Origin of the sequence: Serinicoccus chungangensis (genome assembly GCF_006337125.1) — a bacterium.
GTDB classification, from domain to species: domain Bacteria; phylum Actinomycetota; class Actinomycetes; order Actinomycetales; family Dermatophilaceae; genus Ornithinicoccus; species Ornithinicoccus chungangensis.
The window spans coordinates 3,352,652-3,371,123 of the sequence record NZ_CP040887.1 but is presented as its reverse complement, the minus strand read 5'-3'; the positions used below and the strand labels follow the sequence as shown (position 1 = coordinate 3,371,123).

Below are 18,472 nucleotides of genomic sequence, written 5' to 3'. Positions count from 1 at the left end.
GGACCTGCCGGTCGTCGGCTAGTCGTGCTGAGCCGGGTCGGCGAGCCGCGCGACCAGGATGTCCAGGCCCTGGCGGGCGGCCCGCTCGGCCAGGCGCACGCGCTCGAGCATCTGCCGGGCCGCCTCGAGGTCCAGCGTCGCGCGCCGCTCCGCCTCCCGGCAGGCCTCGACGCCCTCCTCGCGCTCCCTCCGGTCCGCGACCCGGTCGTCGTCGTAGCGCTGCACCTCGGCCGCGGCCAGGTCGACGGCCCGGTCCACCAGGAAGCGGTAGGACGCCCGCAGCTTCTTCTCCGTGGTCTTGCGCGCGAGGCCGTCGACCTCCTCCTCGACGCCCTGGCGCATGAATGGCAGCGGGTCGGACGTGTAGCCCGCACGCTCCGCCGCCTGCTCCGCGGCCGCCCGCCGCTCCTGCGCGTCGGTCAGGGCGCGCTCGGCCTCCCGCACCGCGGCGCCGGCCGCCTCGAGGTGCGGCACGACGCGCGAGTCGAGCGCGTAGGTCAGCTGCTCCCGTTCCCCAGGGTCGAGCCCGTCCGTCATGGCTGCGCCTCCTCCGTGTCCGATGGGTCCACCCTCTCATCCACCGGGCCGGGTGCCGGGGCCCAGCGGGCCCCGGCAGGTGGTCACCGCCCCGGGGGCAGCATCGTCTCCAGGTCGGCGCGGATCGTCGCCGGATCGGTGGCGGGGGCGTAGCGCTTCACGACCTGGCCGTCCGGGCCCACGAGGGACTTGGTGAAGTTCCAGGCGATCCGCCCTCCGAGCAGGCCCCTCTTCTGCTGCTTGAGCCAGCGGTAGAGCGGGTGGGCACCGCTGCCGTTGACCTCGACCTTGGCGAACATCGGGAAGCTCACCCCGTAGTTGCGGTGGCAGAAGTCGCCGATCTCCTCGGCGTCACCGGGCTCCTGCCCGCCGAACTGGTTGCACGGGAAACCGAGCACGACCAGACCGCGGTCGGCGAGCTCGGCGTGGAGCTCCTCCAGGCCCGCGAGCTGCGGGGTGAAGCCGCACCGGCTGGCCGTGTTGACCACGAGCACGGTCCTGCCCGCGTAGTCCCCGAGGTCACGCTGCTCGCCGGCCAGGGTCTCGGCGGTGAAGTCGTGCAGGCTCCTCACGGACGCTGCTCGTCGTCGCCGAGCGCCGCCTGCCCGGCCTTCCGCGAGGCGGAGCGGATCTGGCTGGAGTACTTGCCCTTGGTCTGCCGGTCCGCGACGTCGGCGGCCTTGTCCAGGTAGGACCGCGTCTTCTCCGGGTTCTTGCGGGCGAAGCGGCGGGCCGCGTCGGCGGCGGCGCCCAGGGCGGCGATGGTGCGGAACGGCATGCAGGAATCCTCTGCTCGGCGGTCGGACGGAGCTGTCAGGTGGTCAACGTGTCAGGACCCCACATGTTTCCGACGACGGCCCGGGGGCCGTGGCGGCACGGCGCGCGCCACGGTCCGCCGGCTCCTACGGTGTGGACATGCAGATCGGATTCAAGCTCTTCGCCGAGAACTTCTCCCCCACCGAGCTCGTCCGCCAGGCCGTGGAGGCCGAGCGGGCCGGCTTCGACTTCGTCGAGATCAGCGACCACTTCCACCCCTGGCTGCCCGAGCACGAGCACTCGCCGTTCGCCTGGTCGGTGCTCGCCGCCATCGCGGCCTCGACCGAGCGGATCGGCCTGGCGACGGGAGTCACCTGCCCCACGATCCGCTACCACCCGGCGATCATCGCCCAGGCGGCCGCGACCACCCAGATCCTCGCCGGCGGGCGCTTCACCCTCGGGGTGGGCTCCGGCGAGCGGCTCAACGAGCACGTCGTCGGGCAGGGGTGGCCCGAGGTGCGCGACCGCCACCAGCTGCTGCGCGAGGCCCTGGAGATCATCCGGCTGCTGTGGCAGGGCGGCTACCACTCCTACCGCGGCGAGTTCCTCACCATCGAGGACGCCCGCGTCTTCGACCTGCCGGACACCCTGCCGGACATCGTCGTCGCCATCGGCGGTCCTCAGGCGGCCCGCCTCGCCGCGGACCTCGGCGACGGCATCTTCACGACCGACCCGGACGCCTCGCTCATCGAGGCCTTCGAGCAGGCCGGTGGCTCCGGGCCGCGCTACACCGAGGTGCCCCTCGCGTGGGCCCCCGACGAGCAGAGCGCGGCCGAGTCCGCGCACCGCATGTTCCGGTTCGGACTCGGCAGCTGGCGGGTCAACAGCGAGCTGCCCAACCCGGCCCACTTCGACGCGGCCACGCAGTTCATCACCCCGGACTCCATGCGCGAGGTCTTCGCCTGCGGACCGGACGTGGAGCGTCACGTGGAGGTGGCCACCCAGTTCGCCGACGCGGGCTTCGACCGCCTGGCCCTCATCAGCGCCGGTCCGGACGTCGACGGCTTCATGCGCTTCTTCACCGACGAGCTGCGGCCGCGGCTGCAGGGGCTGTCGAGCTAGCGGTCGCCGGGCCGGGTCCGGCCCGGGCCCTGCGGGGCGTCCCCCCGCACGGGGGCCGGCGCCACCTCGCCGACCCACAGCTCGTCGCCGACGCGGATCGTCCCGGACCCCAGGAGCCGGCACACCGTGCCGCCGCGTCCGTGCAGGGCCGCCATCGCGCCCGGCCCGAGCCAGTCGTCCAGCAGCCGGCAGGGCGCGGCCAGCCGGACGACCTGCAGCTCCACCTCGCCGACCCGCAGGAGGGTCCCCGGTCGGGTGGGCACCGGCCCGTGCGACACCGTGAGGTTGCGCCTCGTCCCGGCGGCGGTCACCGGTCGACCCAGGTCGGCGGCGGCGGCGTCGAGGTCGGTGCGTGACTGGAGGGTCACGTGCCGGTGCCGGCTGCCGTGGTAGCGGTCGCCGACCAGGCCCACCCCGGCCTCGGCCTCGACCTCGTGCACCCGCTTGACGGGCAGGCGGCTGCCCGGGGCGATCCCGATCTCCACGACCCGCACCGGGTCCTGCGGCTGCGACATGCCCCCATGATGCGGCAGCCGGGCCCCGGCCCTGCCGCCGGGGATCAGGCCTCGATGACGCAGTCCTCGAGCGGGGTGGAGCAGCACAGCAGCACCTTGTCGGCGGCGATCTCCCGGGGCCGGATCCCCCCGCCGTGCCGCATGTCGACGCTGCCGGTGAGCAGCTGGCTCTTGCAGGTGCCGCAGACCCCCTCCGCGCAGGACGACGGCAGGCTGAGACCGGCCTGCGCGGCGGCGGCGAGGATGGTCTGGCCGGCGGCGCAGGGCACCTCCCGGCCGCTGCGCGTGAGGGTGACGGTATGCGTCCGCGCACCGGCGGCGGACCCGTCGCCGACACCGTCGCCGGCCGCGGCCGCGCCCCACGACGGTCCCTCGCCGGTCACCACCGCGCCGGCCGTGTCGAGCACGAACGACTCCTGGTGGCACCGCGCCGGGTCGCAGCCGAGCTCGGCCAGCAGGTCGCGCACGGCGTCCATGTAGGGCGCCGGCCCGCAGGTGAAGACCTCCCGGCCGGCCGCGTCGGGCGCCAGCTCTCGGAGCAGCCCGGCGGTGAGCCGCCCGCGGGCACCACGCCATACCTCGTCCTCGCTGTCGCCCTCGCAGACCACCGCCACCCGCAGCCAGGGCAGGGCCTCCGCGAGCTCCTCGAGCTCGCGGCGGAAGACGATGTCGGCCGGGGTCCGGGCGCTGTGGACGAAGACGACGTCGTGCGGCCCCTGCGTGCCCACCAGGGTCCGCAGCATCGACATGAGCGGGGTGATGCCGCTGCCCGCGGACAGCAGCAGGTGCGCCGCCGCCGGGTGCTCGTGCGTGCTGAAGACGCCCATGGGCCCGCTCACCCGCAGCCGCCCACCGACCCCGAGCCGGTCGTGCAGCCACGTCGACACCGGCCCCTGCCGCTTCACCGTGAGCGTGAGGGTGCCGGTCTGCAGCGGGGAGGAGGCGATCGTGTAGCACCGGCTGAGCCGGCCGCCGCCCCTGCCCGTGCCTGTGCCCGTACCCATGCCTGTGTCCACCGTGACGGTGACGTACTGCCCCGGCCGGAACGACAGCGCCGCCCCGTCCGGCAGCGCCAGGGTGAGGCTGCGCACGTCGTGGGTGACCTGCTCCACGCCGACGCACACGAGCTCCTCGTCGACCTGCTCGAGGTGGGTCGGGGCAGCCGTCCCGCGGACCAGCACCTCGGTCATCGGGCCAGCTCCTCGCGCAGCCGCGCGACGTACCACGCGGCGAAGGACTCCACCTGGCGCTCGCTGGGGGAGTAGGGGCCGGGGACGTAGGCGGGGTCGCCCACCCCCTGCTGGGCCCGGGCGCAGAACTCGCCGTCCTCCTCGTTGGTGTGGTCCCACACCTGCGTGAGCCGCTCCAGGTCGTAGTCCTCCCCCTCGACCGCGTCCTCGTGCACGAGCCAGGTGGTGCGCACCAGCGTCCGGTCCGGCGCCAGCGGCAGGACGGCGAAGACCACGACGTGGTCGGACAGGAAGTGGAACCACGCGTTGGGCTGGGTGTGCACCGAGGCACGGCCCAGGCGGGCGGTGTCGAAGTCGCCCAGCAGCCGGCGCGAGGCCACCGACCCGTCGAGCGTGTAGGACTCGCCGGCGCCGTCCAGCGCCTCGCGCTGCACCCGGAACGCGGTGACCCGCTCCTCCTCCAGGGCCTCGACCTCGGCGAAGGCCATCCCGCGCTCCAGGCAGGCGGCCTCGAGCTCGGCCTCGGCCGCGAGGTAGCGCTCGTGCGCGGGCATGAGCCGCGCCGGGACGGCGTCCCGGTCGTAGCCGTAGGTCGGGAAGAAGGTGCAGGTCAGCTCGGGGTGCCCGCCCTCGCAGTGGTAGCACTCGCGGTTGTTCTCCATGACCAGCTTCCAGTTGGCGTGCTCCACGAGGTCGTGCTGGGCGGCGACCTTGGTGCGCAGCGGCTGGTGCGGGTCGAGGTAGGGGGCGATGGTGGAGGTCAGCTCCGCCACGTCGGCCGGTGGCTCGTCGGCGAGGCAGACGAAGATCAGCCCCGACACCGTGCGCACGTGCACCCGTCGCAGGCCGAAGCACGACCTGTCGAAGGTCGGCGCCTGGTCGCCGGCGTGCAGCAGCGTGCCGTCGGTGGCGTAGGTCCACCGGTGGTAGCCGCAGACGATGTTGCCCACCGACCCGGAGCGCTCGGTGAGCACCCGGGAACCCCGGTGCCGGCAGACGTTGCGCAGCGCGCTGACCTCCTCGTCGTCGTCGCGCACGACGATGACCGAGTGCGGGCCGATGTCGACGGTGACGAAGTCGCCGGGCTCACGGATCTCGGCCTCGGTGGCGACGAAGATCCAGCAGCGGGCCCAGACCGCCGCCAGGTCGGCGTCGAAGACGTCCTGGCTGGTGTAGAACGCGGCGTCCAGGCTGAAGCCCGGCACGCGACGGGCGACGAGCCCGGCGAGGTCGGTGGCCTCGGGGGCGGAGGTCAGGGTGGTCATGGGGTCCTCCTTCGGGTATGCCGCTCAGATGGCCAGGCAGAGGCGCAGGGCGTCGTAGACGGCGGCGTGGATGTTGCGGCTGGCGACCGCGTCGCCGATCCGGAAGAGCTGGAAGTCCGGGCCCCGGCCCGACTCCGGGCCGGCGGGCAGGGCGGGCGCCGCGGACCCGGCCCCGACCAGCTGGGGCCGGACGGCCAGCAGCGCCTGGTGGTCCACCGCGCCGGCGTTGACGGACAGCGGCACGAGCTGGTGGTAGAGGTCGTCGAGGGGCAGGGTGCCGTGCTCCACGACGACCTGGTCGACGTGGCGCTCCACCTCGGCACCGGAGTAGTCGTGGCGCAGCCGCGCCACCAGGCCCCCCTCGGGGTGGCGGGTGACCCCGACGAGCCTGGTGGCCAGGGTGACCGCGACACCGTGCTCGTCGAAGGCGCGCAGGTAGGCCGGGGAGTTCATCCCCCCGACGAGCGGCGCGATCATCCGCTCAGGGGTGACGAACTCCACCCGGGCCCCCCGGGTGGCGAGCAGCTCGGCCGCGTCCACCCCCGGCTCGGCGCCGTTGTCGTCGTAGACCAGGACGCTGCCGCCGGACCGCACGTCCCCGGACATGACGTCCCAGGTGTCGCGCACCAGCGCGGCGCCCTCGGGGAGGAAGGCGTGGTTCGGCATCCCCCCGGTGGCGACGATGACGACGTCCGGCTCCTCGGCGAGCACCGTCTCCACCTCGGCGTAGACGCCGAGCCGCAGGTCGACCCCGGTGTGCTTGAGCTCGCTGACCCGCCAGTCGACCACCCCGATGAGGTCGCGCCGACGGGCCGGGCGGGACGCCAGCTTCACCTGGCCCCCGGGCAGGTCGTCGGCCTCGAGGACGACGACGTCGTGGCCGCGCTCGCCGAGCACCCGGCCGGCCTCGAGCCCGGCCGGGCCGGCACCGACGACCACGACCTTGCGGCGCACCGGCGCCGGCGGCACGACGTGGCTCAGGGTGAGCTCGCGCCCGGTCGCCGGGTTGTGCAGGCACTTGGCGTCACCGGACTCGTAGATCGCGTCCAGGCAGTAGTTGGCCCCGACGCAGGGCCGCACCCGGTCCTCCTCGCCGGCCGCGATCTTGGCCACGAGGTAGGGGTCGGCCATCTGCGGGCGGGTCATCCCCACGAGGTCGAGCAGCCCGTCCCGGATGGCGTGCCGGGCGGTGGCCGCGTCGGAGATCCGCGAGGCGTGCATGACGGGGATGTCGATCTCCCGGCGGATCTCCCCGGCGAAGTCGAGGAACGGCGCCGAGGGGGTGCCCATGGACGGGATGACCCGGGCGAGGGTCGCGTCGCTCTCGATGGTGCCCTTGATGACGCTGAGCAGGTCGACGCCGTCCTCGGTGAAGGCGCGCAGGGCGGTGAGCGCCTCCTCGCGCTGCAGCCCGTCGGGCCGGTCCTCGTCCATGGACATGCGGATCGCCAGGACCGGCCCCGGCCCGAGCGCGGCGCGCACCGCGCGGACGACGCGACGCGGGAAGGCCATCCGGCGCTCCAGCGAGCCGCCCCAGGCGTCGTCGCGGTGGTTCGTCGCGGGGGAGAGGAAGGCGTCCAGCAGGTGGCCGTAGCTCTGCAGCTCGATGCCGTCCAGCCCGCCCTCGACGCAGCGCTGCGCGGCGCTGACGTAGTCGTCGACGATCCGGTCGAGGTCCCACTCCTCGGCGACCTTGGGAAAGGCCCGGTGCGCCGGCTCGCGCAGCGGCGAGGGGAAGACCGTCGGCAGCCAGTCGGCGGTGTAGTTGCTGGTCCGCCGGCCGAGGTGGGTGACCTGGCACATGACGGCGGCACCCTCCTCGTGCACGGCGTCGGTGAGGCGGCGCATCCACGGCACGATCTCGTCGCGGTGCAGCTCGAGGTTGCCGAAGGCGGGCGGGCTGTCGCGCGCGACGACCGCCGATCCGCCGATCATAGTGAGCCCGACCCCGCCGCGGGCCTTCTCGAGGTGGTAGGCGAGGTAGCGCTCGCGCGGCAGCCCGCCCTCGGCGTAGGCCGGTTCGTGGCTGGTGCTCACGACCCGGTTGCGCAGCCGGAGGCCCTTGACGGTGAAGGGGTCCAGGAGGGGGTCGAGCGTGCGCATACCGCGAGTCTGCGGGGCGACCGCGGCGTCGCACCAGCGCCGGAAAGTGCACGGTGTCGTGCACACTGGCTGCATGATCGACCGCCGCCTGCAGGTGCTGCGGATGGTGGCGCAGCGCGGCACCGTCACGGGCGCCGCCGAGGCGCTCAGCTACACCCCCTCCGCGGTCTCCCAGCAGCTGCGGACGCTGGGCCGCGAGCTCGGGGTGGAGCTGCTCGTGCACGACGGCCGCGGCGTCCGGCTCACCCCGGCGGCGCAGGTGCTGCTGGACCGCACCGACGACCTGGTCCGCCGGTGGGAGGAGATCCGCGCCGAGGTGGCGCGGGTGGCGAAGACCGGTGGTGGGGTGCTGCGGCTGGCCGGCTTCTCCACCGCGGCCTCCGCGCTGCTGCCCCCGGTGGCCGCCCGGGTGCGCGCCGAGCTCGGCAGCGAGGTGCAGATCGTCGAGGCCGACCCGGAGGAGTGCTTCGAGCTCCTGCTGACCGGGCGCGCGGACGTGGCGGTCGTCGTCGCCGTCTCCACCCTCCCGGCCAGCACCGACCCGCGCTTCGAGCAGCGCCACCTGCTCGACGACCCGATCGACCTGCTCGTCCCGGAGGGCCACCCGCTGGCGGGTCAGGAGTCGGTCGCCCTGCGGGACCTGGCGGCCGAGCGCTGGATCATGGACCGGCCCGGCCGGCCCTACCACGAGCTGCTCCAGACGGCCTGCACCGGCGCCGGCTTCACGCCGTCGGTCGCGCACTACGCCGCCGAGTGGGACACCGGCGCGGCCCTCGTCGGTGCCGGCCTGGGCATCGCCCTGGTGCCGCGCCTCGCGCACGTGCCCGCGGCCTACCCGGTCGTGCGGGTCCCGCTGCACGGCGACCCCGCCCCGGCCCGGCACCTGCGCACCGGCATCCGACGGGGCAGTGCCGACCACCCCTCGGTCGCCGCCGCGCTCCGGGCGCTGGAGGATGTGGCCGCTCCCCGGCGCCGGTCCGGCGCGGGCCCGGCCGCCGCTCAGCCCGCGTAGGCCTTCCGCACCAGGGCGAGCAGCTCCTCCAGCACGCTCGGCGGGTCCTCGCGCCACCAGAGGAGGAGGACCTCGACGGGCGGGGCGTCGCGGACCGGGCGGAAGACGACACCGCGCCGGGAGTACTGCGCCGCCGTCGCCTGCGAGGTCAGCCCGACCGCGCGGCCGGCGGCGATGACGGTCAGCCACTCGTCGGTGCCGCGTACCTCGCGCCACGACCCGGGGGCCCGGTCCGGGGACCACAGGTCGGTCGTGGTCGTGCCGGTGGCCGTGTCCAGCGCGACCGTGCGGTCGGCGAAGTCGTCCATCCGCAGGACGCGGCGCCCTGCCAGCTCGTGCTCGGCGGGCAGCGCCGCCATCCTCGACTCGCGGCCCAGCACGGCGGTGGCGATCTGGGAGACCCCCGGGTCGCGGCGGACCACGGCCAGGTCGACCGTGCCCTCGTTGAGCCCGGCGAACCGCGTCGTCGTGTTGACGAAGGTCAGCTCCGAGCCGGGGTGCCGTCGCGCCCACTCGCGCTGCACGGTGGCGGTGTGCGCGCCGAGCGCCGCCCAGGCATACCCCACCCGCACCTCACGCCCCTCGTCGTGCGCGGCCCGGACCACGGCCCGCGCCTCCTCGACGCTGGCCCGTGCGTGCCGGAGCACGCGGCGCCCGGCGGTGGTCACGGTGACCACGCGGCCGCCGCGCTGGAGCAGCCGCACCCCCAGCGTGCGCTCGAGGGCGCCGACGTGCCGGGAGACCGACGCCTGGGTGGTGCCCAGCGCGATGGCGGCGTCGGTGAAGGTGCCCTCCTCGACGACGGCGAGGAAGGAGCGCAGGTCGCGCAGGGAGACCTCGGGCTGAGTCATACGGCCAGTGTATGCAGCGTGCACGCCGTGCATTTTTCGTATGCCTTGCCGCCGCCCAGACTCGGCGGTATGTCGATGAGCCAGACCACCGTCCGTGCGCGGACCGCAGACGCCGCCGCTCCCCGCCGCACCAGCCCGCGTGACGTGGTGCTCATGCTCACCGCGGCCACGAGCACGCAGGTGGGCGCCGCGTGGGGCAGCCACGCCTTCGGGGCGATCGGCCCCGCCGGCGTGGTCGCGGTCCGCCAGCTCGTGGCCTCCGCGGTGCTGCTGCCGCTCACCCGCCCGGACGTCCGCCGCCTGACCCGCGGCCAGTGGGCGCGCGTCGTGTGGCTGGCGGCGATGTTCGCGGGGATGAACCTCGGGCTCTACGCGGCGGTGGAGCGCATCGGGCTGGGGCTGGCGGTCACCCTGGAGTTCCTCGGGCCGCTGGCGGTGGGCCTCCTCGGGTCGCGGTCGGTGCGCGACCTGGCGCTGGCGGTGGTCGCCGGCGTCGGGGTCTACGTCCTCGTGCTGCCGGGGCCGAGCAGCGACTACCTCGGCGTGGCGTTCGGGCTGGCCGCGGCGGCCTGCTGGGGCGGCTACATCCTGGCCAACCGCTCGGTCGGTGCCGCGCTGCCCGGGGTGCAGGGCACGGCGCTCGCGACCGCGGTGTCGGCGACGGCATACCTCCCGGTGCTCGTCTGGCTGGCCCTCACCGACCGGTTCACCCCCGCCGCGTTCGGCTTCGCGGTCGTCGCCGGCGTGCTGTCGACGGTGGTGCCCTACACCCTCGACCTGCTGGTGCTGCGCCGGGTGCCCGCGGCGGTCTTCGGGGTGGCGATGAGCGCCCACCCGGTGCTCGCGGCGCTGGTGGGCCTGGTGCTGCTCGGTCAGCTGCTCGCGCTGCACGAGTGGGTCGGCATGGCGCTGGTCGTCGCCGCCAACGCCCTGACGATGGGGGTCTCCGGGCGTCGCCCCCCGGGGTAGCGGGCCGGGGTCGCGCCCGGCCGCCCGGGCCGCCCGGGGGGCCGGGCGCGCCCGCGCGCCTAGGGTGGGTGCCGGACGCGACCGACGGTCGTGGTCCGCCGGTCGCAGGAGGAGGACACCGTGGCAGAGCTGGGTGGCGAGGTGACGCTGCACGTGGACGCTCCACCGGAGCGGGTGTGGGCGCTCGTGAGCGACGTGACCCGGATCGGGGAGTTCAGCCCGGAGACGGTGGCCGGCCGCTGGACCGGCGGGTCGACCGGCCCCGAGGTGGGCGCGACCTTCGCCGGCAAGGTGGTGCGCAACGGGGTCGGGCCGACCTACTGGTCGGCGTGCCGGGTCACCCGGTGCGAGCCGGAGCGGCTCTTCGAGTTCTCCGTCGGGACCAAGAAGGTCGTGGTCAACAACTGGGGCTACCGGCTCCGGCCGTCGGGGGAGGGCACCGAGGTCACGGAGTACTTCCGGCTCGAGCCGATCCTGCCGCTGCGGCTCTACTGGGCCGTGCTCGGCCGCGCCCGCGGCCGCACCAACGAGCAGGGCATGCGGACCACGCTGGAGCGGATGAAGGCGGTCCTCGAGGGGTGACCTCGATGGTGGTGCAGAAACGGTGCGGCACGTCCGTCGCCCTGACGACAGATGTGCCGCACCGTTCCTGCACCAGGGTGGTCAGCCGAGGAGCTCCCGCAGCGCGGCGGCGAACTCGGCGGGTCTGCCGGCCGGACGACCGTCGACCTCGCCCATGAAGCCGCCGTGGTCGCCGGGCACGACCACCGCCTCGCCACCCAGCGCCCGGGCCACGGAGCGCGCGGCCCGCGCGGCGAGGGTCTCACCGGAGTCCTCGCCCACGGCCAGCACCACCCGGTCGCCCAGGTCGCGCAGGCGCTCGAGGTCCGGCTCGTAGCCGGTGCACGAGCGCAGGTTGCGCAGCAGCGGGTCGTCGCGCGTGCCGTCGTCGCCCGGGGGCATCCCGAAGGCGGCCGGGTCCGGCGCCGGCCGCCGCAGGTAGGCCTCGTCCAGCTCGCCGTCGGCCATGACCAGCGCGATGAACCGCGCCATCGCCGCGGCGTGCCCGTGCTGCTCGTAGGCCAGCACGACGTCCTCGCACGCGGCGAGGACCACCTCACGGTCCGGCACGAAGGCGACCAGCGGTGGCTCGTGCGCGACCACCCGGCGCACGTCGTCCGGGTATGCGGCGGCGTGCGCCAGCGCGTTGACGGCACCTCCGCTGGAGGCGAGGACGTCGACGGGGCCGCCCCCGAGCGCCGCGACCACCTGGTGCAGGTCCTGGGCGTGCTGCTCCGGGGTGAGCGGGCTGGTGCCGGTGGGGTTGCGGCCGGCGCCTCGCGGGTCGAGGGTGACCACCGGCCGGTCGTCGACCAGCTCGGCCAGCGCCGCGAACCCGGCGGCGTCCATGGGGGAGGCGAAGGCCAGCAGCACCGTCGGTCGGACGAGGCGTCCGACAGCTCCCCGTGCACGTCGTAGGTGATGAGGTCCTCGCCCTCACCCACGGTGCGGGTGACGGTGGTGCGGGCTCCTGCGGTCATGGGTCCATCCTGTCCGGTGGGTGGTCGTGCCCCTGCACGGTGAGACACCGCGGACCCGACGGACTCATCGCCCTCGACGCGACGAGCCCGGCACGGTTGACTGGCCCCATGAGCACCGAGGAGACCGACCACGCCGAGCAGCGCGTCGTCAGCGCCACCCGTGAGATCGACGCGCCCGCGGACGTGGTCTTCGAGCTGATCGCCGACCCCGCCCGCCAGCCCGAGTGGGACGGCAACGACAACCTGGCCGAGATCGTCCGCGGCGACCGGGTCCGGGCCGTCGGCGACGTCTTCTCGATGCGCACGACGAACGACAAGGTGCGCGACAACCATGTCGTCGCCTTCGAGGAGGGGCGCCGCATCGCCTGGCGCCCCGCGAGCGAGGGCCAGGACCCGGCCGGGCACGAGTGGGTCTGGGAGGTGGAGCCGCTGGACGAGGACCGCTGCCGGGTCACCCACACCTACGACTGGACCGGGCTCACCGACGAGTCCCGGACGGCCCGCGCCCGCAGCACGAGCGCCGACATGCTGCGTGCCTCCCTCGACCGCCTCGCCGAGCTGGCCGCGCAGGCCTGACGCGACCGCCGGCAGCGGGCACCTCGGGGGGAACGGGCTGGTCGGGGGCGTGAACGGCCGCCGGTAGACTGGTCCAATCGCGCACCGTGCGTCCGCCTCCGGACCCGTGCAGCGGCATACCTCCTGACACCACCGACGATCCTGCGAGGACTCGCCCTGTCCATGCTGCCTGCCTCCGCGCCCACCAGCACCCCCGACCCGCACTCGGTCCGCGCCGCGCTGCGCTCGCCGGCGCGCCTGCGCACCGAGATCCTCGCCGGTCTCGTCGTCGCCCTGGCCCTCATCCCCGAGGCCATCTCCTTCTCGGTCATCGCCGGCGTCGACCCCCGGGTCGGGCTGTTCGCGTCCTTCACCATGGCGGTGACCATCGCGGTCGTCGGCGGTCGCCGCGCGATGATCTCGGCGGCGACCGGGGCGATCGCCCTGGTCATCGCGCCGGTGATGGCGCAGCACGGCATCGACTACCTCATCGCGACGGTGCTGCTCGCCGGCCTGCTGCAGATCGTGCTGTCGGTGGCGGGCGTCGCCCGGCTCATGCGCTTCATCCCGCGCATGGTCATGGTCGGCTTCGTCAACGCCCTGGCCATCCTCATCTTCCTGGCGCAGATCCCCCACCTCGTCGGTGTCCCGTGGCTGGTCTACCCGGTGGTCGTGCTGGGGATCGCCGTCATGGTGCTGCTGCCGCGGGCGACGACGGCCGTGCCCGCGCCGCTGGTCGCCATCGTGCTCATCACCGGGATGGCGCTGCTCGCCGGCTGGCGGCTGCCGGACGTCGGTGACGAGGGCCAGCTGCCCGACAGCCTGCCCTCGCTCTTCGTCCCCGACGTGCCGCTGACGTGGGAGACGCTGCAGATCATCGGCCCCTTCGCCCTGGCGATGGCCCTGGTCGGGCTCATGGAGTCGCTCATGACCGCCAAGCTCGTCGACGACATCACCGAGACCGGCTCGGACAAGACGCGGGAGGGCTGGGGCCAGGGGGTCGCCAACCTCGTCACCGGGGCCTTCGGCGGCATGGGCGGCTGCGCGATGATCGGCCAGACGATGGTCAACGTCCGGGTCTCCGGCGCCCGGACCCGCATCTCGACCTTCCTCGCCGGGGTCTTCCTGCTGGTCCTCGTCGTGGCCCTCGGCGACGTCGTCGCCCGGATCCCCATGGCCGCCCTCGTGGCGGTGATGATCATGGTCTCGGTCGCGACCTTCGACTGGCACTCCATCGCCCCGGCGACCCTGCGGCGGATGCCCAAGAGCGAGAACCTCGTCATGCTCGCCACCGTCGTCACGACCATCGCCACCCACAACCTCGCGATCGGCGTCGTCGTCGGCGTCCTCACCGCCATGGTCGTCTTCGCCCGCCGGGTCGCGCACTTCACCCAGGTGGTGCGGGTCGAGGGCGGCGACCCCGGGGTGGCGCGCTACCGCGTGGTCGGCGAGCTCTTCTTCGCCTCCAGCAACGACCTGGTGCACCAGTTCGACTACGCCGGCGACCCGCAGACGGTCGTCATCGACATGAGCGAGTCGCACATCTGGGACGCCTCGACGGTCGCCGCGCTGGACGCGATCGAGCGTCGGTACGCCGCCCACGGCACCACGGTGGAGATCCACGGGCTCAACGCCGCCAGCCGCGCCCGCCACGAGCAGCTCGCGGGGCACCTGGGCAGCATGTAGCCCCAGGTCACCCGGCGGCGGGGTCCACCCAGGCGGTGAAGACGGGTAGGCCGTGCCAGGCCGCCCCGCCCTGCCCGGTGTCCAGGGCCACCGCCACGACCGCGTGCGGGCGGTCCAGCCGCAGGTGGATGCGGCGGACGAGCACCTCCTGCTCGTGCGGCATCCCGGTCGCCCGCACCCCCATGGCGGTGACGGCGGCCGCCTCGAAGCCTGTGGCGGAGTAGGCGGCGACCGCGGCCTGGCGGGCCTCGGTGTCGGCCGGGCGCTCCTCGGGCCGGACGTAGCGCGCCAGGGAGCCCAGTGCGGTGGCGAAGCCCGGGGCGTCGGCGAGGTCGTGCTGCGAGACCAGCCGCCAGGCCGGCACCCACCCGGTCCACTCCTCGACGACGTCCTGGAAGGCCGCGCGGACCTCCCGGTGCTCGCTCACCGTCCAGGCGTGGCCGTCCTCGACCACCTCGACGGCCCGCGGCAGCCGGGGCGAGGCCAGGCCGGCCGCGACCTCGTGCGCCGCGTCGACGACCTGCTCCCGGGGGACCGCGGGGTCCGCGACGACGCTGACCACGGCCAGCCCGGAGGTCGTCGTCGGGGCGACCACCCCGACCGGCCCGGCCGCCCGGGTCTCGAGCACCAGGTGACGCGCCGTGGTCGCGTCGGTGCCCAGGCCGCCGTCGTCGAGCTGCTCGAGCGGGGTGCGCCAGGAGATCCGGGTGGCCAGCGCGGAGGCCAGCACGAGCCGGGTCAGCTCGGTGATCTCCAGCGGGAAGGTCTCGATGAGACCCCCGGTGCGCTCGGCCGCCCACCGGTCGGCGCCGGCCTGGTCGGGCAGCGGGCCGTCCTCCACCGCGTCCGGCACCGCCCACCCGGCGAGCTCCGCGGTGAGCCTCGACGGGTCGGCCCACCGCGCCACCGCCGGCGACACGGCCGGGTGCGGGTCGGCGAGGAGGGCCGCGAGCACCGCCCTCGCCTCCCCGGCGGGGAGCCCGAGCTGCTCCTCGAGGAGCCGGCGGTCGGCCGGCTCCGCCTGGTCGGCGACGAGCGCGAGCAGCAGCCACGCCCCGAGCCCGGACCCCACGCCCGGGCCGGCGACGACGTCGGAGTCGAAGCGGACGGCATACCGGCGGACGGCGGCTGCCGCTCCGGTGTCCTGGTGCGGGTCCATGGCCCTGATCCTGGCACCTGCGGTGCGTCCGCGTCGGCGGCATAGGCTCGGGCGGACGGCACGACCCCCGAGGAGCAGCCTGATGCGCAACCCGGTGCAGGACTACCTGGAGCAGATCGTCGAGCAGTGCGGCGCCGCCGGAGGTGAGGTCGCCGCCTACATCCCCGAGCTCGCGGCGGCCGACCCCGACCGGTTCGCGCTGTGCCTCGCGACCGTGGACGGTCAGGTCTACGAGGTGGGGCAGGCCGAGCACCGCTTCAGCATCCAGTCGATCTCCAAGCCCTTCACGTATGCCCTCGGGCTGCACGACCAGGGCGTCGAGAGGGTGGCGCACAAGGTCGACGTGGAGCCCTCGGGCGATGCCTTCAACGAGATCAGCCTGGCCCCCGGCACCGGCCGGCCGAAGAACCCCATGATCAACGCGGGCGCGATCACGGCGACCTCGCTCGTCGCGGGGGAGGAGGAGGACGAGCGGTTCGCGCGGGCGCTGGACTGGTTCGGTGCCTTCGCCGGGCGGGAGCTGGAGGTGGACGAGGGGGTCTACGGCTCCGAGCTGGCCACCGCGCACCGCAACCGCGCCATCGCCCACCTGCTCCGGGAGTTCGAGATCCTCGAGGACGACCCGGAGGAGGTGCTGCGGCGCTACGTCCGGCAGTGCTCCATCGCCGTCGACACCCGGGACCTCGCGCTCATGGCCGCGACGCTGGCCAACGGCGGTCGGCAGCCGCGGACCGGACGGCAGCTGCTCGACGCCCATCTCGTGGAGCACGTCCTCTCGGTGATGACGACGTGCGGGATGTACGACGCCGCCGGTGACTGGGTGAGCGCGGTCGGCATGCCGGCCAAGAGCGGGGTGAGCGGCGGCATCATCGGCGTCCTGCCGGGCCAGGTGGGGGTCGCGGTGTTCTCGCCGCGGCTCGACGCGCACGGCAACAGCGCCCGGGGGGTGGCGCTCTTCGAGCGCATGTCCCGGGACATGGAGATGCACCTCATGCACGTGAGCCGGGGGTCGCGCAGCGCGCTGCGCAGCAGCTACTCGCTGGAGACCGCGCGCTCGCGGACCCGCTGGCAGGGCGCCGACGAGGAGGTGCTGGACCGGGTCGCCGGTCGTGCCCGGGTCTACGAGCTGCACGGCGACCTGCTCTTCGCGGGGGCCGAGTCGGTGGCCCGGACCGTCGTGGCGGACGAGCCGGAGCTGGCGGTCTTCGACCTCACCCAGGTCAACGAGATCGCCCAGGTGAGCCGGGTGACCCTGCTGGCGCTGCGGGACCGGCTGCGCGAGGCCGGGGCGGAGGCGGTGGCCGTGGACCCGGCCGGGGTCTTCCCGGACCCGGACGCGGGGACCGAGCTCGCCTCGCCCAACTTCGCCGACCTGGCCTCGGCGGTCGAGTGGTGCGAGCGCGAGCTCATCCGCGCCCACTGCGGCCCGCGCCCGGAGCCGGACCCGGTGGAGGACCACCCGTTGATGCGGGACCTCGGGACGTCGGCGACCGAGGCGGTGCGCTCGGCGATGACCCACCGGGTGGTGCCCGACGGCGAGACGGTCCTGGAGGCCGGCGGTCCCTTCGCCGGGGTGCACCTCATCGTGCGCGGCCGGGCGCAGGCGCTCGGGAGGGGGCCGGACGGGCAGCCGGTGACCCTCGTGACGATGGGCCCCGGCACGTCCTTCGGCGAGCTGGCCCTGGGGACCGACGACGAGCAGCAGACGACGATCCGGGCGGTCGAGGAGCTGGAGCTGCTCGTGCTGTCGGCGGAGGACCTCGCCCGGCTGGCGCAGGAGGACCCGGTGGTCGGGGTCGAGGTCTGGCGCGCCGTCGCCCGCGACGCCTACCGCGTCGCCGACCGCGCCCTGCGCCGCGGCGCCGTCCGCGCCCGCTGAGCCCCGCGCCGGACGCTCGTCGGTGCCGCCACCGCCGTCCACAGGAGGTGCACAACCTGTGGAGAACTACAGCGGTGTAACTCTCCCACCGCCCGGACCGGACCTCCGGGCGATGAGAATCGGCATACCCCGTCGTCCTACGACCAGGACCACCTGGAGGAGGAGCACGTGAGCGACCTGACCGACCTGCTGGAGCGACACGTGGGTGAGGGCACGGCACCCGGGATCGTGGCCGCGCTCGGTGACGCGCGAGGAGCGCTCGAGGTCGCGGCAGCGGGCGACCTGCACACCGACGCCGTCGTCCGCATCCAGTCGATGACCAAGCCGGTCCTCGCCGTCGCCACCCTGCGTCTGGTGGAGCAGGGCCGCCTCGGGCTCGACGACCCGGCCGACCGCTGGCTGCCCGAGCTGGCCGAGCGCCGGGTCCTGCGCTCGCCCGGCGCGGCGCTCGACGACACGGTCGAGGCCGACCGGCCGATCACGGTGCGGCACCTGCTCACCTGCACGAGCGGCTACGGCATGGTCCTCGACGACTCCCCGCTGCGGCGGGCGATGGCCGAGGCCGGGGTCGAGGCGGGGCCCGAACCGCTCACCCTCGGCGCCGACGCGTGGCTCGGGGCGCTGGCCGGCCTGCCCCTGGTGGCCCAGCCGGGGCGGACGTGGCGCTACCACCACTCCTTCGCCCTGCTGGGCATCCTGCTGTCCCGTCTCGTCGGGCGGCCGCTGGGCGAGCACCTGCGGGACGACCTCCTGCGCCCCCTCGGCATGGCCGACACGGGGTATGCCGTGCCGTCCGCCCACGCGCACCGCCTCTCCGCGGCATACCGCCTCCAGGAGGACGGCCGGTTCGTCGAGCTCGAGCCGGCGGGCGCGGGGCACTTCGTCGCCGACGACGTCTCCGACCGCAGCCACGACGAGCTGGTCTCGACCCTCGCCGACTACGCCGCGTTCGCGCGGATGCTCGCGGCCGGCGGCGTGCACGAGGGTGAGCGGGTCGTGGCCCCCGAGCTCCTCCGGGCGCTGCGCACCGACCAGGTGCCGGCCGCCGCGAAGGACCCGGCCGGTTTCTTCCCCGGCTTCTGGGACGGCTCCGGCTGGGGCTTCGGCGTCGCGGTGGAGCGCGGCGGCGCGCACCCGGGTCGGTTCGGCTGGTCGGGCGGGCTCGGCACCGACGTCTGGGTCGACCCCGCCACCGGGAGGTATGCCGTGCTCCTCACCCAGGTGGAGATGGGCCCGCCCACCTTCCGGCTCGTGGAGGACCTGCGGGCCCTGTGACCACGGCCTCTCCCGCCCCGGCGGGGTGAGCCCGGGACGGGGGAGCGGCGGCTGCGG

Annotated in this window: 18 protein-coding genes; 8 read left to right on the top strand and 10 right to left on the bottom strand. The window is 74.7% G+C overall.

Annotated elements, in window-relative coordinates:
• Positions 1-18: 18 nt before the first annotated feature.
• The 3 genes from FHD63_RS15470 to FHD63_RS15460 all read right to left on the bottom strand — a co-directional run bounded on the left by FHD63_RS15470 (position 19) and on the right by FHD63_RS15460 (position 1,315).
• A complete protein-coding gene (locus FHD63_RS15470) occupies positions 19-537 on the bottom strand; it encodes a hypothetical protein (RefSeq protein WP_139722828.1) in 519 nt (172 codons plus the stop codon).
• An 83-nt stretch (positions 538-620) separates the two neighbouring features.
• Positions 621-1,109, bottom strand: a complete 489-nt coding sequence (locus tag FHD63_RS15465) for a glutathione peroxidase (RefSeq protein WP_139722827.1) — start codon at positions 1,107-1,109, stop codon at positions 621-623.
• Positions 1,106-1,315: an antitoxin gene (locus tag FHD63_RS15460; protein ID WP_139722826.1), complete on the bottom strand. Its 210-nt coding sequence runs from the start codon at positions 1,313-1,315 to the stop codon at positions 1,106-1,108. The genes FHD63_RS15465 and FHD63_RS15460 overlap by 4 nt, the downstream gene beginning before the upstream one ends.
• 137 nt (positions 1,316-1,452) lie before the next feature.
• On the opposite strand from FHD63_RS15460, the gene FHD63_RS15455 reads away from it, so the two are divergent.
• Positions 1,453-2,415 carry a TIGR03557 family F420-dependent LLM class oxidoreductase gene (locus FHD63_RS15455; RefSeq protein WP_139722825.1) on the top strand — a complete coding sequence of 321 codons (963 nt, stop codon included), beginning with the start codon at positions 1,453-1,455 and terminating at the stop codon, positions 2,413-2,415.
• Here FHD63_RS15455 and FHD63_RS15450 read toward each other — a convergent pair.
• The 4 genes from FHD63_RS15450 to FHD63_RS15435 are packed head-to-tail and all read right to left on the bottom strand — an operon-like array spanning position 2,412 to position 7,488.
• Positions 2,412-2,930: an MOSC domain-containing protein gene (locus FHD63_RS15450; RefSeq protein ID WP_139722824.1), complete on the bottom strand. Its 519-nt coding sequence runs from the start codon at positions 2,928-2,930 to the stop codon at positions 2,412-2,414. The genes FHD63_RS15455 and FHD63_RS15450 overlap by 4 nt on opposite strands.
• Positions 2,931-2,974: 44 nt before the next feature.
• On the bottom strand, positions 2,975-4,120 hold the full coding sequence (locus FHD63_RS15445; protein ID WP_139722823.1) for an FAD-binding oxidoreductase: 1,146 nt from the start codon (positions 4,118-4,120) through the stop codon (positions 2,975-2,977).
• Entirely contained in the window at positions 4,117-5,385 is a 1,269-nt protein-coding gene (locus FHD63_RS15440; protein ID WP_139722822.1) for an aromatic ring-hydroxylating oxygenase subunit alpha, read from the bottom strand. Before FHD63_RS15440 ends, FHD63_RS15445 begins: the two co-directional genes overlap by 4 nt.
• A 24-nt stretch (positions 5,386-5,409) precedes the next feature.
• Positions 5,410-7,488 carry an NADH:flavin oxidoreductase gene (locus FHD63_RS15435; RefSeq protein WP_139722821.1) on the bottom strand — a complete coding sequence of 693 codons (2,079 nt, stop codon included), beginning with the start codon at positions 7,486-7,488 and terminating at the stop codon, positions 5,410-5,412.
• A gap of 73 nt (positions 7,489-7,561) precedes the next feature.
• Between FHD63_RS15435 and FHD63_RS15430 the strand changes: the two genes are divergently transcribed.
• Positions 7,562-8,500, top strand: a complete 939-nt coding sequence (locus FHD63_RS15430) for a LysR family transcriptional regulator (RefSeq protein WP_139722820.1) — start codon at positions 7,562-7,564, stop codon at positions 8,498-8,500.
• Here FHD63_RS15430 and FHD63_RS15425 read toward each other — a convergent pair.
• The gene (locus tag FHD63_RS15425) at positions 8,488-9,351 is read right to left on the bottom strand and encodes a LysR family transcriptional regulator (protein ID WP_139722819.1); all 864 of its coding nucleotides are present in this window, start codon (positions 9,349-9,351) and stop codon (positions 8,488-8,490) included. The genes FHD63_RS15430 and FHD63_RS15425 overlap by 13 nt on opposite strands.
• 75 nt (positions 9,352-9,426) lie before the next feature.
• Here FHD63_RS15425 and FHD63_RS15420 point away from each other — a divergent pair, with 75 nt between their 5' ends.
• Together FHD63_RS15420 and FHD63_RS15415 are read left to right on the top strand one after the other, a co-directional pair.
• Positions 9,427-10,320 carry an EamA family transporter gene (locus FHD63_RS15420; protein WP_238705707.1) on the top strand — a complete coding sequence of 298 codons (894 nt, stop codon included), beginning with the start codon at positions 9,427-9,429 and terminating at the stop codon, positions 10,318-10,320.
• 120 nt (positions 10,321-10,440) lie between these two features.
• A complete protein-coding gene (locus FHD63_RS15415; protein WP_139722818.1) occupies positions 10,441-10,902 on the top strand; it encodes an SRPBCC family protein in 462 nt (153 codons plus the stop codon).
• A gap of 81 nt (positions 10,903-10,983) precedes the next feature.
• On the opposite strand, the gene FHD63_RS15410 is transcribed toward FHD63_RS15415, so the two are convergent.
• On the bottom strand, positions 10,984-11,754 hold the full coding sequence (locus tag FHD63_RS15410; protein WP_238705706.1) for an alpha/beta fold hydrolase: 771 nt from the start codon (positions 11,752-11,754) through the stop codon (positions 10,984-10,986).
• A 215-nt stretch (positions 11,755-11,969) separates the two neighbouring features.
• On the opposite strand from FHD63_RS15410, the gene FHD63_RS15405 reads away from it, so the two are divergent.
• Both FHD63_RS15405 and FHD63_RS15400 read left to right on the top strand, forming a co-directional pair.
• Positions 11,970-12,437 carry an SRPBCC family protein gene (locus FHD63_RS15405; protein ID WP_139722817.1) on the top strand — a complete coding sequence of 156 codons (468 nt, stop codon included), beginning with the start codon at positions 11,970-11,972 and terminating at the stop codon, positions 12,435-12,437.
• A 162-nt stretch (positions 12,438-12,599) separates the two neighbouring features.
• On the top strand, positions 12,600-14,102 hold the full coding sequence (locus tag FHD63_RS15400; RefSeq protein WP_139722816.1) for a SulP family inorganic anion transporter: 1,503 nt from the start codon (positions 12,600-12,602) through the stop codon (positions 14,100-14,102).
• A gap of 7 nt (positions 14,103-14,109) precedes the next feature.
• Here FHD63_RS15400 and FHD63_RS15395 read toward each other — a convergent pair whose 3' ends face one another.
• Entirely contained in the window at positions 14,110-15,261 is a 1,152-nt protein-coding gene (locus tag FHD63_RS15395) for a hypothetical protein (RefSeq protein ID WP_139722815.1), read from the bottom strand.
• 82 nt (positions 15,262-15,343) lie between these two features.
• Here FHD63_RS15395 and glsA point away from each other — a divergent pair, with 82 nt between their 5' ends.
• Together glsA and FHD63_RS15385 are read left to right on the top strand one after the other, a co-directional pair.
• On the top strand, positions 15,344-17,140 hold the full coding sequence (gene glsA / locus FHD63_RS15390) for a glutaminase A (protein ID WP_158296817.1): 1,797 nt from the start codon (positions 15,344-15,346) through the stop codon (positions 17,138-17,140).
• 168 nt (positions 17,141-17,308) lie between these two features.
• Positions 17,309-18,415, top strand: coding sequence for a serine hydrolase domain-containing protein (locus FHD63_RS15385; RefSeq protein WP_139722813.1), 1,107 nt, complete (start codon positions 17,309-17,311; stop codon positions 18,413-18,415).
• Positions 18,416-18,472 lie beyond the last annotated feature (57 nt).

Bases quoted from the DNA above. Each gene is read 5' to 3' on its own strand.
- FHD63_RS15470 (WP_139722828.1), bottom strand. From the start codon at position 537: ATGACGGACGGGCTCGACCCTGGGGAACGGGAGCAGCTGACCTACGCG.
- FHD63_RS15460 (WP_139722826.1), bottom strand. From the start codon at position 1,315: ATGCCGTTCCGCACCATCGCCGCCCTGGGCGCCGCCGCCGACGCGGCC.
- FHD63_RS15455 (WP_139722825.1), top strand. From the start codon at position 1,453: ATGCAGATCGGATTCAAGCTCTTCGCCGAGAACTTCTCCCCCACCGAG.
- FHD63_RS15450 (WP_139722824.1), bottom strand. From the start codon at position 2,930: ATGTCGCAGCCGCAGGACCCGGTGCGGGTCGTGGAGATCGGGATCGCC.
- FHD63_RS15445 (WP_139722823.1), bottom strand. From the start codon at position 4,120: ATGACCGAGGTGCTGGTCCGCGGGACGGCTGCCCCGACCCACCTCGAG.
- FHD63_RS15440 (WP_139722822.1), bottom strand. From the start codon at position 5,385: ATGACCACCCTGACCTCCGCCCCCGAGGCCACCGACCTCGCCGGGCTC.
- FHD63_RS15435 (WP_139722821.1), bottom strand. From the start codon at position 7,488: ATGCGCACGCTCGACCCCCTCCTGGACCCCTTCACCGTCAAGGGCCTC.
- FHD63_RS15430 (WP_139722820.1), top strand. From the start codon at position 7,562: ATGATCGACCGCCGCCTGCAGGTGCTGCGGATGGTGGCGCAGCGCGGC.
- FHD63_RS15425 (WP_139722819.1), bottom strand. From the start codon at position 9,351: ATGACTCAGCCCGAGGTCTCCCTGCGCGACCTGCGCTCCTTCCTCGCC.
- FHD63_RS15420 (WP_238705707.1), top strand. From the start codon at position 9,427: ATGAGCCAGACCACCGTCCGTGCGCGGACCGCAGACGCCGCCGCTCCC.
- FHD63_RS15405 (WP_139722817.1), top strand. From the start codon at position 11,970: ATGAGCACCGAGGAGACCGACCACGCCGAGCAGCGCGTCGTCAGCGCC.
- FHD63_RS15400 (WP_139722816.1), top strand. From the start codon at position 12,600: ATGCTGCCTGCCTCCGCGCCCACCAGCACCCCCGACCCGCACTCGGTC.
- FHD63_RS15395 (WP_139722815.1), bottom strand. From the start codon at position 15,261: ATGGACCCGCACCAGGACACCGGAGCGGCAGCCGCCGTCCGCCGGTAT.
- glsA (WP_158296817.1), top strand. From the start codon at position 15,344: ATGCGCAACCCGGTGCAGGACTACCTGGAGCAGATCGTCGAGCAGTGC.